Consider the following 16,663-nt stretch of genomic DNA (forward strand, 5'->3'; position numbering starts at 1 on the left):
TTAGACATCAAGTAATAAACGAGCCGGGTCTTCTAGCAATTCTTTAACCGTTACCAAGAATTGAACAGCCTCTTTACCATCTATCATACGGTGATCATAAGATAATGCTAAATACATCATAGGCTGTATTACAACTTGACCATTCACTGCCATTGGGCGTTCTTGGATTTTATGCATTCCAAGAATCGCTGTTTGAGGTGGGTTCAAGATAGGCGTTGATAATAAAGAACCAAATGTCCCACCATTTGTGATGGTAAAAGTACCACCTTGCATATCATCTAGGCCAAGTTTTCCATCACGACCACGTAAGGCAAAGTCCATAATAGTGCTTTCAATGTCCGCTAACCCCATTGAGTCCGTACTTCTTAGTACAGGCACCATTAGGCCACGAGATGTAGATACTGCTACACCAATATCTTGGTAACCATGGTAAACCATGTCATTACCGTCAATAGATGCATTCACAGCAGGGAAACGTTTAAGCGCTTCTGTGCACGCTTTAACGAAGAAAGACATAAAACCAAGCTTAGTTCCATTATGTTTTTTCAAGAAAAGTTCTTTGTACTTCCCTCTTAATTCCATAATAGGGCCCATGTTAACTTCATTATACGTTGTTAACATAGCCGCTGTTTGCTGTGCTTCAACCAAACGACGAGCAATCGTTGCACGAAGACGAGTCATAGGAACTCGCTTCTCAATACGACCGTCTGTGTTTGCTAGAGGTGCAGCCGCTGGTTTCGCTGTTGACGCTGGCGCAGCTGCTGGTTTCGCGGCTTTTTGTTTCGCTACCGCATCTACGTCTTCTTTCGTAATACGTCCACCTTTACCAGTGCCTTTAACTTGAGAAACTGTTAACCCAGCTTCAGCTAATGCTTTACGAGCGGCAGGGCCAGCTACGCCATCAGTATCATCAGACGCAACATCCGCAGTTGGCTCAGTAGTCGCTGCAACAGAAGCGCCTGTAGCACCAATTAGGAAAGTAGCAAGCACTTGATCACTTAACACTGTGTCGCCTTCGTTTGCTACCAATGCACCGATCACACCCGCTGCAGGGGCAACAACTTCAAGAACAACCTTATCTGTTTCAATATCTACTAAGTGTTCATCACGGTCACACGCTTCACCTGGCTGCTTATACCAAGTTACGACCGTACCATCAGCAACTGATTCAGGGAAAGTTGGGGCTTTAATATCTACAGACTCTGCTGATACAGGAGCCGCAGCAGGTGCGCTCGCTGTAGTAGGAGCCGCAGAAGCGGCTGCACCTTCGGAAAACAAAGCTAATACTTCATTACTTAAAACGACATCACCTTCATTTTTAATAATGTCTTGAAGTACGCCATCTGCCGGAGCAACAACTTCCAACACAACTTTATCAGTTTCAATATCAACAATATGTTCATCACGAGTACAAGACTCGCCAGCTTTTTTATACCAAGTAGCAACGGTGCCGTCTGCTACTGACTCTGGGAAAACGGGTGCTTTAATTTCAATGCTCATTCGATACCCTTATCTTTTTGATAGGCTACATTCTAATCAAACGAATAACTAACCTATAATGGCGTCATTCACAAGTGCTTCTTGTTCTTCAACGTGTATAGACATATATCCAGCAGCAGGCGCAGCAGACGAAATACGCCCTGCAAAGCGAATTTTTAGCTGTGGATATAACTCTTCTAAAATACGGTTCATTCTATGACGATTCGCATGCCACGCTCCTTGGTTTTTAGGTTCTTCTTGACACCATACCAATGTTTCAACTTCAGTATAAGGTGTTAGAACGTCTCTAAAATCTTGGTAAGGGAATGGATACAACTGCTCCAAACGAATGATAGCAACATCATCTTTATCCAATGCCTCACGACGATTAATCAAATCGTAATACACCTTACCGCTACAGATCACTAAGCGTTTAACTCTTTTCGGATCAATTTTTTCTGATGTTTCAGGTAAAACATTATGGAAATGCCCTTCAGATAAGTCTTCCAATGTAGACGTCGCTTGTTTATGTCGTAACAAACTCTTCGGTGACATTATAATCAAAGGACGCCTTAGAGGACGAATCGCCTGACGACGGATGATATGATAAATTTGTGAAGGCGTTGTAGGAACACATACTTGAATATTGTATTCCGCGCACAACTGTAAGAAACGTTCCAATCGTGCAGAAGAGTGCTCAGGACCTTGACCTTCATAACCATGAGGAAGCAACATAGTCAACCCACATAACCTGCCCCATTTATGCTCACCACTTGTAATAAACTGGTCAATTACAACTTGAGCACCATTTGCAAAGTCACCAAACTGAGCTTCCCACACAACCAGACCTTTTGGTGCTGTTGTTGAATAACCATATTCAAATGCAAGCACAGCTTCTTCCGATAAGTAAGAATCGTACAAGTCCATTTGAGGCTGTTCAGGGAACAAGTTTTTCAATGGCGTATAGCTACTGCCATCTTTTTGGTTATGGATTACCGCGTGTCTATGAGAGAAAGTACCACGACCGGAATCTTGGCCTGTAATACGAATAGGATAACCCTGCTCTAATAAAGTCGCAAAAGCTAACGTTTCTGCATAACCCCAGTTTAAAGGCAACGCACCAGCGGTCATTTTGTCTCTGTCTTCGTATATTTTTTGCACTTGGCGCTGTACAACAATGCCATCTGGAATAGATACTAGCTTACGAGCCACTTTTTGCAATTTAGCTAGTGAGTAGGTGGTATCTGCACCAGCATCCCACTCAATACCTAAATAAGGTTTCCAATCAACAAAAGATCCTGTTTGAGACTCCAGCACCAAGCTTTTCGCTACGTGCTTTCCATCATCAAGATCTTGACGGTTCTCATCAACCATTGAAGTTGCTACAGATTGATCTATAACTCCTTTTGATACCAAGTAATCAGCGTATTGATGACGTGTCGTTTTCAATTTATTAATTATTTGATACATCAGTGGTTGAGTGCCTGATGGTTCATCCGTTTCATTGTGTCCACGACGACGATAACAAACCATATCAATCACAACATCACGACCAAATTCATAACGATAATCTAACGCAAGTTGCGTAACAAAAAGTACCGCTTCAGGGTCATCACCATTAACATGAAAAATAGGAGCCTGTACCATTTTTGCAATATCAGTACAGTACTCCGTAGAGCGACTGTCTTCTTGACGGTTTGTTGTGAAACCAACTTGATTGTTAATAACGATATGAATTGTGCCGCCCGTTTTATAAGCACGGGTTTGTGACATTTGAAATGTTTCCATAACGACACCCTGACCTGCAAAAGCAGCATCACCGTGTATCGAAATGGGTACAACAGTTTTACCGTCATAATCATTTCTGCGATCTTGCCTAGCGCGAACAGAGCCTTCAACAACAGGAGAAACGATCTCAAGGTGGGATGGGTTAAAAGACAAGGCAATATGAACTTCGCCGCCTTCTGTCATTACGTTAGAGGAAAAACCTTGATGGTATTTCACATCACCCGATGTATTAACCAGTTTTTTACCTTCGAACTCATCAAATAAGTCTTTAGGGTTTTTACCTAAAGTATTTACTAAAACATTTAAGCGACCACGGTGAGCCATGCCAATTACAACTTCCTTGGCACCGAGAGAACCTGATCTTTGAATCAGTTCATTAACCATTGGAATCAAACTTTCAGCCCCTTCTAGGCCAAAACGCTTCGCTCCAGGATAACGACTCGCTAAATATTTTTCCAAACCTTCCGCTGCAGTTAAACGCTCTAAAAGGTTTTTTCTTGTTTCTAGTTCATATTCAGGATGAGATTTAACCGATTCAATACGTTTTTGTAACCAACGCTTTTCTTGAGTATCAACAATGTGCATGTACTCATAACCGATGCTATCACAGTAAGTTCTGTTTAAACCTGCGATAATAGCACTCAGCGTCTTAGTCTTTTTATTAAAGAACAAAGACCCAGTATCAAACTCAGTGTCTAAATCAGCACCTGTAAGCTCGTGGTAGCCTAACTCTAGATCAGAAACCTTATGTCTAACTTGCAGACCCAATGGATCCAAGCTAGCGTGTTGATGCCCTCTTACTCGATAAGCATTGATTAACTGTAAGACTTTAATCTGTTTTTGTTCATGGTCAGAACTAACGCCTGCTGAAGTAGGCTGAAAACGATGCTGATTTTTACCTAATTGCAAAAACTGTTCTTGAATTACCGAATGCGGAACATCTGTAGACTGTTCTTCACTTACTCGCGGTAATTGATCAAAACACTTACGCCATTCTTCCGAAACAGAATTCGGATCAACGAGGTAATTTTCAAATAAACCCTCCACATACTCCAAGTTACCACCTGAAAAATGCGAGGTGCCCCATAGCAACTCCATTAAACTTTCGTGCATTCTCGATCACCCTTATGTTCGAGCCAGCGACCATTATTGGCGCTATCAATCTTTTATATTCGTTGACTTATTTCGGCCCGCATAGGCCACTAAAGCCTAGAATTATGTGTTACAACAACTCGCCCTACATGAGTTAATACTAAAATAACTATATATTACTCTTATTAAACAAATAACAAAGCAATACACTCACTTCCATATAATTCGTTTAAATAGTTAATTTTTCTTTATGCTTCCAGCAACATGAGGTCGATTCTTAATTCTGTTTAATAATAAAACGGCGATATTGGACAAACCAATACCGCCTAGAAGACTGCTAATAAAAATGAACCAATTCAGACTTCATCATCATTTTACTATGTTGCTCTTTGTAATAGCATTGAACGAATGTTACCGATTGCTTTAGTCGGGTTTAACCCTTTAGGACAAACATTAACGCAATTCATAATGCCATGGCAACGAAACACACTAAACGGGTCATCTAAATCAGACAAACGCTCTTGTGTTGCCGTATCACGACTATCAATTAAAAAACGATACGCTTGTAATAAACCAGATGGCCCAACAAATTTATCAGGATTCCACCAAAACGATGGACAAGCTGTTGAACAGCATGCACACAAAATACATTCGTACAGCCCATCAAGCTTTTCACGCTCTTCCGGAGACTGTAATCGCTCAATGGCAGGAGCAGGAGATTCATTAATCAAATAAGGGCGAATTTTCTCATACTGCTTATAGAATTGCCCCATATCAACAACTAAATCACGCACTACTGGTAATCCAGGAAGTGGGCGTAAAATTAATTTGTCGTCTTTTGCTGCTGCCGAAACAGGTGTAATACAAGCAAGTCCATTTTTACCATTCATGTTCATACCATCAGAGCCACAGACTCCTTCACGACATGAGCGACGATAAGAAATAGACGAGTCTGTTTCTTTTAGTAGTTGCAGTACATCGAGCACCATCAAATCTTTGCCTGCTGGCAAATCAACTTGATAATCCTTCATGTATGGAGCGTCATCTACCTCAGGATTATAACGATAAATACTAACTAACATCTTAACTACACTCCTTAGTAAGAACGAATTTTTGGTGGGAAAGCTTCTACCGTTTTTGGGGAGAAGTTTACATCACGCTTCGTAACTTTTTTATTCGCTGGATGGAAAAGAGAGTGTTTCAACCAATTTTCATCATCACGTTCAGTGAAGTCATTGCGCGCATGAGCACCACGACTTTCTTTACGGAATTCCGCAGGAATAGCCGTTGCTTCAGCAACTTCTAGAAGGTTTTCCAGTTCCAACGCTTCAATACGTGCTGTATTAAACGCAAGACTCTTATCTTCTAAATGAAGGTTTTCTACACGTTTACGGATTTCTTGCAATTGAGCCAAGCCAGTTTGCATTGCTTCACCGTCACGGAATACACCGAAATACAACTGCATCGTTTTTTGCAGGTCTGCACGAACCGCAGCAACACTTTCACCACCTGTCGAGCTGTTAAGACGATTTAAGCGAGACATTGCCTGCTCAATATTTGTATCACTTGCATCAAGAGAATCAAAACCTTCATCAAGGGATTTTTTCACTTGTAAGCCAACTGCACGCCCAAACACAACCAAATCCAGCAGTGAGTTACCACCTAAACGGTTTGCTCCATGAACAGAAACACATGCAGCTTCACCACATGCATATAAACCATCAACGACAATGTCATTACCATTCTCATCTTGAGTCAATGCTTGACCGCCAACATTTGTTGGAGAGCCACCCATCATATAATGGCATGTTGGAATAACTGGAATAGGTTCTTTCACAGGATCTACGTGAGCAAACGTACGAGACAATTCTAAGATACCTGGTAAACGCTTGTTCAACGTTTCTTCACCAAGGTGATCCAGCTTAAGCAATACATGGTCGCCATCCGGGCCACAGCCGCGCCCTTCTAATATTTCAAGAATCATTGAACGAGCAACAACATCACGACCCGCTAAATCTTTCGCATTCGGAGCATAACGCTCCATGAAACGTTCGCCATCTTTATTGATCAGATAACCACCTTCACCACGGCAGCCTTCAGTAACAAGCGTACCTGCACCATAAATACCGGTTGGGTGGAATTGCCACATTTCCATATCTTGCATTGGGTAACCAGCACGCAACGCCATACCAACACCATCACCAGTATTAATGTGTGCATTTGTTGTCGATTGAAAAATTCGACCTGCGCCACCAGTAGCTAAAACAGTTGCTTTCGCTTTTAAATAAACGGTTTCGCCAGTTTCAATACAGATTGCAATAACACCAACAACTGCATCATCATTATTCTTCACAAGATCAACAGCATACCACTCATTAAAGAAAGTCGTGCCGCCTTTTAAATTACCTTGATAAAGCGTATGAAGTAATGCGTGACCCGTACGGTCTGCCGCCGCACAAGTACGTGCAGCCTGACCGCCTTTACCATAGTCTTTAGACTGCCCACCAAACGGGCGCTGATAAATTCGACCACTTTCTGTACGAGAAAATGGCAACCCCATATGCTCCAACTCAAACACAGCTTGAGGGCCTACGGAACACATGTATTCAATCGCGTCTTGGTCACCGATATAATCAGATCCCTTAACAGTATCGTACATGTGCCAGCGCCAATCATCATTAGGATCATCACTTGCTATTGCACAAGTAATACCGCCTTGAGCAGACACTGTATGCGATCGAGTTGGAAAAACCTTAGTAACACAAGCAGTATTTAGGCCAGACTCTGTTAACTGCAAAGCAGCTCGCATACCTGCACCGCCGCCTCCAATTACAATGGCATCAAAAGAAATAGTACGAATATTCGCCATTATTTATAGCCCCCAAAGAACCTGAATTCCCCATGCAACATAGATAAACATCACTAAGCCACATACAGATTGAAAAAAGAAACGCACACCAGTTGCTTTGATATAATCTGTTGAAATAGACCACAGACCAATCCAAGAGTGTACGCCAATAGAAAGTAAGGTAAGTAAACTGAAAATCCTCACCCAAGTTGTTTCAAACAAACCACTCCATTGTTCGTAAGTAATATCCGGATTCAATGCCAAATAACCAACAAGAAATATTGTATATAAAGAAAGGACGACAGCAGAAATACGCTGAACCATCCAGTCATAAAGACCTGAACGGCCAAAGCTTGTTATCTGAGTTACCATATCCAAACTCCTACGATTAGAATTAGAATCCCAGCTATTATAAGGTTTGCTTTTGCAGCGGCTTGCCCACTCTCAAGTTCCTCAAAATAACCTAAATCCATAAATAAATGTTTAACCCCAGCAACAAAGTGATACATCAAAGCAGATACAGTGCCCCAAATAATAAACTTAGCCATAAAGCTAGTTTCGAGCGTACTGACTACTTGATCAAACCCCTCCTGAGAATCTAAAGAAAGGTCAAACGCATAAAACAAGAACGCTAATCCGATAAATAGGATAATTCCTGTCACACGATGAAGGATTGAAACAATTGCGGTTACGGGCATTGATATTGTAGCAATATCAAGATTGACTGGTCTTTTTTTATTCACGACTCTATACACCATCTAATTGATTGAAGGGTCAATCACGACCTATATATAATTACAAAACAGAATTAAACTGTTCAGTTTTTCAGGCCATCAAAAAAATCTCATCGATTTAAAAACATACTAAAAAGAAGACTCATCCTCACCTTTTTAGTAAAACATTTACAAATCAATGAAATCCTTACAGTGCTGATTATAAACCAGCACTTTTTACTAAGACAAATAGACAAAACAAACCCTTTACAATGATCGCCATTCACGACATGAATGTAGCCATAAAGATAAACAATAATGGTATAAAACAACATATTCACAACACATCTAAAGAATTAAAAATATTAATAATTATCAATATGTTAAACGTAAATACATCAAACAAACGTATTACATATCTAAAAATACGTGTAACATTAGCTAAGGATTAGATGTAAATTTCTTTCATACTCGATCTTAGATTGATTGACATCTATAGCCCACAAACAGTATTTTTTCCGCACCTGCTGGGTCCTAAGCGTCAATTAATGACCTTTTAAGTCCCAGATCAGAACTTATAGGAGACCAAAATGACTGATAAAAAAGCACGACTGACGGTAGATGGCATTGATAAAACAATTGAGTTACCCGTATTAAGTGGCACTCTAGGTACAGACGTTATTGATGTTCGCTCATTAGGTTCAAACAATGTTTTCACTTATGACCCTGGATTCATGTCTACTGGTTCTTGTGAATCAGCGATTACCTACATTGACGGAGATGCAGGAGTATTGCTTCACAGAGGTTATCCAATTGCGCAACTGGCAGAACACTCAGATTATTTAGAGACATGCTTTTTGCTTCTTCACGGAGAACTCCCAACAAAAGAAGAGAAAGAAACCTTTGTTAAAACGGTTTCAAACCACACGATGGTTAACCAATCAATGTATAAATTCATTGAAGGTTTCCGTAATGATGCCCATCCAATGGCGATCATGTGCGGCTTAGTCGGTGCACTTTCCGCATTTTATCAAGAACATATGGATATCACTAAACAGGAGCATCGCGATATAGCTGCCGTTCGTTTAATATCTAAAATGCCAACCTTAGCTGCGACATGTTACAAGTATTCTAAAGAACAGCCTGTTATGTATCCTCGTAATGAACTGTCTTATGCAGAGAACTTCTTACACATGATGTTTGCTACACCATGCGAAGATTATGTTGTAAACCCTGTATTCGCAAAAGCAATGGATCGCATATTTATTTTACACGCCGACCATGAGCAAAATGCATCCACATCCACAGTTCGCCTAGCGGGTTCTTCGGGTGCTAACCCTTTCGCTTGTATTGCAGCGGGCATTGCAACTCTTTGGGGACCTGCTCATGGTGGTGCAAATGAGGCCGTCTTAACCATGCTAGAAGAAATTGGTGATGAGTCAAACATTGATGAATTTATAGCAAAAGCAAAAGACAAAAACGATCCATTTCGTCTAATGGGATTTGGCCACCGAGTTTATAAAAACTTCGATCCTCGTGCGAAAGTCATGCGTGAAACCTGTGATGAAGTACTAGAAGAGTTGGGAATGTCGAATGACCCTCTTTTGAAAATCGCAAAACGCTTGGAGCAGATTGCATTAGAAGATCCTTATTTCATCGAAAGAAAACTTTATCCTAATGTTGACTTCTATTCTGGCATCATAATGAAAGCAATCGGCATACCAACAAGTATGTTTACAGTTATCTTTGCCATGTCTAGAACAATCGGTTGGATATCTCACTGGAACGAAATGATCAGTAGCCCTTATAAAATCGGCCGCCCTCGCCAATTGTATGTAGGCCCACAAGAAAGAGATTACCCAGCCAAATAATCAGGGCAAAAAAAAGCCCTCAATAACCAAACTATTGAGGGCTTTACTTTCATTAAAAAACCAACCGAATACTACTCAATCTTTTCTTACGGTATTGATATTATTCATCTTCTTCTTGAATTTCAGTAATCACAACCGCTGAACATACTTGGCATTTACCTTCTATCCAATGACGTGATTCCGATTGGTACTCTTGCGGATCAATCATCCCCAAATCCATTAATTCACACCCATTACACCATGTCATGGATAAAAAATCGGCTTGCTCATCTTTAGGGCGCTGAAAAAAATCAACTTCCTGTATCACTTCATTCACATCAGAACTCATTATTACCTTCCGTTATATTCATAAGACAATGGGATATTGGCACTCGGGTCCAACGCATTCAATTTGTTTTCGCGTAATATTGAATCAAGAGAAATGGAATCACGTAATTTTTTTATACCACCATCAGACTGAATAATAAAAATTCCTTCTTCATCATTTAACGAAGACAAACTCCAGCTTCTAATTAATGTTATCGAGTCCAAATAGTCCTGAACTTTCTGCAATGTATTATAACCATCTAAACCAATCAAACGCATTTTAATACTAAACTCTTCATTCACATCTCTTACCGCAGCGTAACGCTCCGACAACAGTTGGGACAACAAGTGGTTTACTGTAATGGCTATTTCACTTTCGTTATTAGTAGTAAAACGCAAAGGAACAACCTCATCTAAAGGAAAATAGACTCTTAAATCAACAATAAACTGGCCTTGCTGACGACTCACCCTTACCGCACTGATAAGATCCGTTTGATAACGCTCGCTTGCATTATTGATCTCGCCCTCAAAAAACCCCCAAAGCTCCGATGGAGAGAGCGCATTTTTATCAACCTCATCTAAAATAGGGGCATAAATAGGCAAACCGCTAACTGTAGATTGATTAGCTATCGCAGCAAGCAAAGGTGATGGCTTATTCACTCCAGACAATGATCGATGTAAACCATTCTCTTCAATTAACCACAACAAAATAGACGGTCGATTCCCTCCCCAAATAGCAATATTTCTATCGATTAAGAAAAGATTTATAGACTGCTCATAAAAAGTAACAACAACCTTTTTCGTTTCCACTAACTCTTCATTAAAACGAATAAGCTCATCCGATGCTAAAACCGAATGCTGGGCAACCCAGTTCGCAGAATCTTGCAAGCTACTGTCTTTTACTCTTGATTCGATTAAATCTGGCCGACCAGAAACTTTGATTAATACATTTTTTGCAGCTTGTTTAAATGCAGCGCCTAAAAGTTGACGTTCATTCAAACTGCTCGGCAAAATAATTTCTGACCGATACAAGCCTGTAACAGTATCAGCTAACCCGACAGGAACCCAAAAAAACAATAATATGAGGATTAAAATACGACTTTTCATAGCTCTCCCTTTAAATATTTGCATATTCTACTGTGTTACGCCTAAAGAACCATAGCCCTATTGAAACTCTATGTTAAAATGTGCCCCTAAATTCCCACATCATGATAAGGCATAGGCAATGACCAAATCGGATAAACCATCGATTAGTTATAAAGACGCAGGCGTTGATATTAACGCTGGCAATCAATTAGTAGAGCGAATTAAAGATGTCAGTAAAAAAACTCGTCGTCCAGAAGTGATGGGGGGTTTAGGAGGCTTTGGCGCGTTAACTCGCCTTCCAACTAAATATAAAAAACCCATTCTTGTTTCTGGTACAGATGGCGTTGGTACAAAATTGCGCTTAGCAATGGATATCAACAAGCACGACACTATTGGCATTGATTTAGTCGCCATGTGCGTCAACGATCTGGTCGTTGCAGGCGCTGAGCCATTACTATTCCTTGATTATTATGCCACTGGGAAACTTGATATAGATGTAGCCGCCAACGTCGTCACAGGTATTGGTGAGGGCTGCCTACAAGCTGGATGTGCTCTAGTCGGCGGGGAGACGGCTGAAATGCCAGGTATGTACCATGATGGCGATTACGATTTAGCTGGGTTCTGTGTTGGCGTAGTTGAAGAAGAAAAAATCATTGACGGTACTAACGTAAAATCAGGCGATGTTTTAATTGCATTAGGTTCATCAGGCCCGCATTCAAATGGTTACTCTTTAATCCGTAAAATTATTGAGGTATCAGAAGCAGACTTATCTCAAGAAATTGCAGGAACTACATTGCAAAATGCATTAATGGAACCAACTCGCATCTACGTTAAATCCATTTTAAAATTGATGGAAGAAATAGATGTTAACGCACTTGCCCATATCACTGGCGGCGGGTTATTAGAGAACATTCCTAGAGTGCTTCCTGAAGATGCAGCGGCTTACATTGATGCCAAATCGTGGACACGTCCAGAAGTATTCAACTGGCTACAGGAACAAGGTAATGTAGAACAAGAAGAGATGTATCGTGTTTTAAACTGTGGCGTAGGCATGGTGCTTTGTATTGATGCAGAAAAAGCGGAACGAGCATTAGAGATTTTAAAATCTGAGAATGAAAATGCTTGGATTATCGGTGACATTCGCCCTCGCACAACCAATCAAGAAGTGTATATTTCTGATTTAGAGGCCAGTGCATGAGCCTATCTGTTGTTGTCTTAATTTCTGGCAGCGGCAGCAACCTTCAAGCTTTGATTGATCAAAGCTTGAAGGGAAAGCTCGATATTACTATCAAAGCCGTTATCAGTAACAAAGCAGACGCGTTTGGCTTAGCACGCGCGGTGCAAGCAAATGTTCCGACTAAGTTTATTAATCATAAAGATTTTTCGACACGCGAAGAATTTGATTCTGAACTACAAAAAGCCATTGACCAACATCAACCTGATCTCGTTGTACTAGCAGGCTTTATGCGCATCTTAACAGAAGGTTTTACACGTCATTACGATGGCAAAATGTTGAACATACACCCTTCCCTCTTGCCTAAGTATAAAGGTTTGAATACTCATCAAAGAGCCATTGACGCAAACGAAAATGAGCACGGCGTTAGCGTTCATTTTGTCAGTGCAGAGCTTGATGCTGGCGCTGTTATCATTCAAGCTGCTACTGAAATTGCAGAAAATGATACTGCGGATTCTTTGTCTAAAAAAATTCACACTCTAGAACACACAATATACCCTTTAGCAATAAAGTGGATTTCTGAAAAAAGACTTGCCTATGCATCAGGAAAGGTTATGCTCGATTCTGAGTTGTTACCTGAAACTGGAATACGGTATCACCAAGATTTAAACTAATTTAAGGAGATAGTATGCGTACAACACTCATATTATTGATTTCAATATTAGGGGTATTTTGTCAACCTGCTATCTCTGCGTTCGATACAGCACCCCAAACCAATAATTTATTTTTTCCATATAAAGCAACGTACAGTACAGTATGGAAAAAAGGCGTTAACTTTGAAGTCGAAGGCACACAAACGCTTACCAAGGAAGATTCTCATTGGTTTTTTGAATTTAAAGCTTCTACTTTCTTTGCATCCCTAACAGAGAACGTAACATTTCAACTTAAAAATAATCAAATACGCCCAGCGAACTACTATTACAAAAGCCAACTCCTAGGAAAAAAACGCGAAGCGAAGCTCACTTTCGATTGGAATAAAATGCAGGTTGAGAATGATATTAAAAATAAGCCGTGGAAAATGGACATACATGAGAACACCATTGATAAATTAGGCATTCAGCTTCAGCTAAGACAAGATCTTAAAGCAAATAGAAAAGAATTAAATTATGAGATCGCTGATGGTGGTCGATTAAAATATTGGACGTTTGCTCGTATTGGTAAACAGAAAGTAAAAACACGACTCGGTGATTTAGATACAGTCAAAGTAGTTCGTACTGATAACCAGAATAACGACCGAGAGTCGGTTTTTTACTTTGCCCCAGAATACGACTATTTACTGGTGAAAATGAAATACGTAGAAAAAAAAGAGTCCTATTTGCTTGAAATCAAAAGCATCCAGTAATCAATTTAAACAAGCTCTTTTAAATAGTTGATATTCTTAAATAATGTTTCGTCATTCCAATAAATTGATTCGGCTCCTATCGCCTTATAAAACGCCATGACCCTGTACTGCTTGCCGTTAAGAAACGTAATCAATTGATCAAGCACTGCAATAGGCAGTACAGCATGCAAAGGTTGAGCACCAGAGGAGGTCTCAATATAAAAGGCACTTTGAGGTCGACTCTTAGATTTTTCGACTAACAATGCAAACACACTACTAGGAACCAGCGGTGTATCACAAGGAGAAAAAACCACATGCGTATATTTCTCTTTATACAAACTTAACCCTGTTGCAACCCCAGATAAAGGCCCGCAAGAGTTAAAGCGTTTATCATCAGGAAAAACATCCACGCCTTTCTCCATAAATCTTTCTTGATCAGAATTCACATTCATTTTTAAAGATAAGCCCACTTCTTGCATAGCGTCAAAAACATAACGATACAAGGGCTGTCCTTTATACTGCTGTAGAGCTTTATTTTTCCCCTGCATTCTAGTCGCTTGACCGCCAGCCAAAACAACACCAACACACCGCAACACAGATTGATCAATAACAATAGTCGACACACAGATATTCCTTAAATCATCAGTGGTTTATATTACAACCCAATGACTCTTAAATAAAACCCTTCCTACCCATGCTTGGCCTCTCACCGTTAACGAAAAAAGAAATACATTGAGGAAAAAACAATAAAAGAATTATACATTTTTACACATTTCTCCTAAAAAAATGAAAATAAAAAGATTTTTGTCTTACAACCACGATTTACTCAATTAATTGTAGGACAATATACACAACTGTTTTATTGGACATAGTTATGTGGTTTATTGCATTTAAGTTTATTTTTTATGTGTTTTTTACTTTTTTTCTCGCTCACGCAATCTCTTTAGAAGGTTTTAATCGAGGTATTGAAAGTGAATACAGTGAACACTCATTAACCGAGGCTTTACAAACCCTGTTTGTACTTATCAGTGCCTTTTTATTTTTGTATGCTTTTTATTTAAAGCAAAACTTAAAACCAATAAGTCTTTCTTTATTTGCACTTATGTTAATGATGTTTGTTAGAGAATCTGACGCCTATTTAGATAAATTTGTTTTTGATGGTGCGTGGCAAACTATTGTGTCTATTATTATTCTACTTATGGGTACCTATTTATGGAAAAGGCGTACATCGATTAGCCAAGCAGCCATTCATTTTTCACAGCTTTCAAGCAACGGCTTGTTAATGTGTGGATTGGTCGTTACTTTGGTTTTTTCACGACTTATGGGAAGGGGATCATTTTGGCAAAGTGTTTTAGGTGATGAGTACGTTCATCTACGTCGGGTTAAAAATATTGTTGAAGAAGGCACTGAGTTACTTGGTTATTCATTAATACTGTTTGCCGCAATAGAGCTAACTCTTTATTGCCTAGCACAAAGAAAAACACAACCATCAACTGATTCATCAATGGATTAAAGCGTTCAAAAGGAAATTGATTTATTCCCCCCTAAGCGGCGTGTAAATCAATTTCGCTTTCTAGCCTCTCATATTTTATACAAAGTATAGCTCGTGCTTTTCTATAGATATTGTGCGCTTTTTTGAGTTCAAACATTTTTTATGGCGGCCATACCAATAAAGTTCTGCGACGTGAATACATTCCTCTCTGCTTTTTTTCGTTACCAGTCGAAGAACACTTGCCATTGTCCCTAGCATTGCAAGCCCTCCAAATTCATCATGTTGGACACCAAGCCAATGTAACTTCATTCTATCAAATTTCAAGCGGTTCTTTTGTCTGCAATATTTAAGTGTCGCTCTTGGCCAATGCTCCCAGCGAACCTCACCGTCTTGGGCCACGCCTAATTCAACGTCTCTTTCTGGATTAATTTCCGCTTCACCATTTCCCCCTCGAAAAGCCAATACAGAACGGTCCCCTAGTTCAGCAGATGCCTCAATATGCAATTCATCATAACCTTTATGAAACACACCATGAACACTGTGTTGAGCTTGAGCCAAGTTCATCATCCGAACCAATGCGCGAATTCAACTCTCAAGTGCGACACCCTCCTATGAGCCTGACTTAACTCATTAAAAATGACTTCAGGCTGCTTATACCCTAGACATTTTCTTGGTCTTAGGTTTAATCTTCGTGCTAGTTGAGCAACATACTCGTTACTAATGGTTTGCATATCGGTTCCTTTAGGAATGTATTGTCTCAACAAGCCATTGGAATTCTCGTTTAACCCTCTCTCCCATGATGAATAAGGATGAGCAAAATACATATCCGCTTCTAGCGCCTTAGCACTCTTTTGATGTTCTACAAACTCGCCACAATTATCAAACATGATCGTATGGACATGTTTTCTATACGGTGTAAGCATTTCAATAATGGCCTCTTTCACCACGTCAGCCAGCTTACTATCAACTCGTTTTACAAGGTATAACCCAGATTTTCGTTCTGCTAACGTAACCAATACGCCAGAGCCTTGTTTGCCTAAAAACCGTATCCGCTTCCCAGTCTCCTAAGCGCTCACGAGTCTCAATAATCTCTGGTCTATCATCAATCGATAACGCTAATTTACTCTGGGCTCCATTCAATCGATTATCCAAACAAAACATAATGAATCGTCAATTCGGGTACAGTACGTTTTGCAAAACGACGTTTTCAGCATACCACTTGCTGTTGAGCGAATTCGAAATGGTAATCTTGGTTTTCGGCCCGATTTCGTTTCAGCTCCCGATAGGCGGTAGTGCGGTGAACCCCTATCGTAAGCGTCCAGCAAACCACACATAACAATCAAATTTCGATTCACATAAAGTGATGATTTCTTTTCCTCAAGGAGTCATCTCTCATGTTTACATCCTCCCCCCAAGTTTCTATTACCTTGATT

Annotated in this window: 15 protein-coding genes and 1 pseudogene; 5 read left to right on the forward strand and 11 right to left on the reverse strand. The window is 40.0% G+C overall.

Annotation, left to right across the window (positions count from 1 at the left end; genetic code table 11):
* The 6 genes from odhB to sdhC form a co-directional block, all read right to left on the reverse strand.
* Nucleotides 1-1,500, reverse strand: coding sequence for a 2-oxoglutarate dehydrogenase complex dihydrolipoyllysine-residue succinyltransferase (odhB, locus tag ACMUMJ_RS15400; protein WP_414679737.1), 1,500 nt, complete (start codon nt 1,498-1,500; stop codon nt 1-3).
* Between the two features lie 48 nt (nt 1,501-1,548).
* Nucleotides 1,549-4,380 (reverse strand): 2-oxoglutarate dehydrogenase E1 component, encoded by a 2,832-nt coding sequence (locus tag ACMUMJ_RS15405; RefSeq protein WP_414679738.1) that lies wholly within the window; start codon nt 4,378-4,380, stop codon nt 1,549-1,551.
* Nucleotides 4,381-4,736: 356 nt separating this feature from the next.
* Nucleotides 4,737-5,441: a succinate dehydrogenase iron-sulfur subunit gene (locus ACMUMJ_RS15410; RefSeq protein WP_414679739.1), complete on the reverse strand. Its 705-nt coding sequence runs from the start codon at nt 5,439-5,441 to the stop codon at nt 4,737-4,739.
* 14 nt (nt 5,442-5,455) lie between these two features.
* Nucleotides 5,456-7,228, reverse strand: coding sequence for a succinate dehydrogenase flavoprotein subunit (gene sdhA / locus ACMUMJ_RS15415; RefSeq protein ID WP_414679740.1), 1,773 nt, complete (start codon nt 7,226-7,228; stop codon nt 5,456-5,458).
* Between the two features lie 3 nt (nt 7,229-7,231).
* Nucleotides 7,232-7,579: a succinate dehydrogenase, hydrophobic membrane anchor protein gene (gene sdhD / locus ACMUMJ_RS15420; protein ID WP_414679741.1), complete on the reverse strand. Its 348-nt coding sequence runs from the start codon at nt 7,577-7,579 to the stop codon at nt 7,232-7,234.
* The gene (gene sdhC / locus ACMUMJ_RS15425) at nt 7,573-7,950 is read right to left on the reverse strand and encodes a succinate dehydrogenase, cytochrome b556 subunit (RefSeq protein ID WP_414679742.1); all 378 of its coding nucleotides are present in this window, start codon (nt 7,948-7,950) and stop codon (nt 7,573-7,575) included. Before sdhC ends, sdhD begins: the two co-directional genes overlap by 7 nt.
* Nucleotides 7,951-8,510: 560 nt before the next feature.
* Between sdhC and gltA the strand changes: the two genes are divergently transcribed.
* Nucleotides 8,511-9,791 (forward strand): citrate synthase, encoded by a 1,281-nt coding sequence (gltA, locus tag ACMUMJ_RS15430; RefSeq protein ID WP_414679743.1) that lies wholly within the window; start codon nt 8,511-8,513, stop codon nt 9,789-9,791.
* A gap of 100 nt (nt 9,792-9,891) precedes the next feature.
* Here the strand turns inward: gltA and ACMUMJ_RS15435 are convergent, their stop codons facing one another.
* Nucleotides 9,892-10,119 carry a hypothetical protein gene (locus ACMUMJ_RS15435; RefSeq protein WP_414679744.1) on the reverse strand — a complete coding sequence of 76 codons (228 nt, stop codon included), beginning with the start codon at nt 10,117-10,119 and terminating at the stop codon, nt 9,892-9,894.
* Nucleotides 10,120-10,121: 2 nt separating this feature from the next.
* Nucleotides 10,122-11,204 carry a DUF8605 domain-containing protein gene (locus ACMUMJ_RS15440; RefSeq protein WP_414679745.1) on the reverse strand — a complete coding sequence of 361 codons (1,083 nt, stop codon included), beginning with the start codon at nt 11,202-11,204 and terminating at the stop codon, nt 10,122-10,124.
* A gap of 118 nt (nt 11,205-11,322) precedes the next feature.
* On the opposite strand from ACMUMJ_RS15440, the gene purM reads away from it, so the two are divergent.
* From purM to ACMUMJ_RS15455, 3 genes are read left to right on the forward strand one after another with little or no spacing between them, the layout of a single operon-like run.
* Nucleotides 11,323-12,381, forward strand: coding sequence for a phosphoribosylformylglycinamidine cyclo-ligase (gene purM, locus ACMUMJ_RS15445; protein ID WP_414679746.1), 1,059 nt, complete (start codon nt 11,323-11,325; stop codon nt 12,379-12,381).
* Complete coding sequence (gene purN / locus ACMUMJ_RS15450) at nt 12,378-13,031, forward strand: phosphoribosylglycinamide formyltransferase (protein WP_414679747.1); 654 nt, start codon at nt 12,378-12,380, stop codon at nt 13,029-13,031. The genes purM and purN overlap by 4 nt, the downstream gene beginning before the upstream one ends.
* Nucleotides 13,032-13,045: 14 nt before the next feature.
* Complete coding sequence (locus ACMUMJ_RS15455) at nt 13,046-13,759, forward strand: DUF3108 domain-containing protein (RefSeq protein WP_414679748.1); 714 nt, start codon at nt 13,046-13,048, stop codon at nt 13,757-13,759.
* Nucleotides 13,760-13,764: 5 nt separating this feature from the next.
* Here ACMUMJ_RS15455 and ACMUMJ_RS15460 read toward each other — a convergent pair whose 3' ends face one another.
* Complete coding sequence (locus tag ACMUMJ_RS15460; protein WP_414679749.1) at nt 13,765-14,361, reverse strand: molybdenum cofactor guanylyltransferase; 597 nt, start codon at nt 14,359-14,361, stop codon at nt 13,765-13,767.
* A gap of 251 nt (nt 14,362-14,612) precedes the next feature.
* Here ACMUMJ_RS15460 and ACMUMJ_RS15465 point away from each other — a divergent pair, with 251 nt between their 5' ends.
* The gene (locus ACMUMJ_RS15465; protein ID WP_414679750.1) at nt 14,613-15,251 is read left to right on the forward strand and encodes a hypothetical protein; all 639 of its coding nucleotides are present in this window, start codon (nt 14,613-14,615) and stop codon (nt 15,249-15,251) included.
* A 75-nt stretch (nt 15,252-15,326) separates the two neighbouring features.
* Here the strand turns inward: ACMUMJ_RS15465 and ACMUMJ_RS15470 are convergent, their stop codons facing one another.
* Together ACMUMJ_RS15470 and ACMUMJ_RS15475 are read right to left on the reverse strand one after the other, a co-directional pair.
* A complete protein-coding gene (locus tag ACMUMJ_RS15470) occupies nt 15,327-15,788 on the reverse strand; it encodes a hypothetical protein (protein ID WP_414679751.1) in 462 nt (153 codons plus the stop codon).
* 5 nt (nt 15,789-15,793) lie between these two features.
* A pseudogene (locus ACMUMJ_RS15475) lies at nt 15,794-16,346 on the reverse strand (IS30 family transposase); the annotation flags it as partial.
* Nucleotides 16,347-16,663 lie beyond the last annotated feature (317 nt).

Source organism: Marinomonas phycocola (assembly GCF_047525455.1).
Classification (GTDB): Bacteria; Pseudomonadota; Gammaproteobacteria; order Pseudomonadales; family Marinomonadaceae; genus Marinomonas.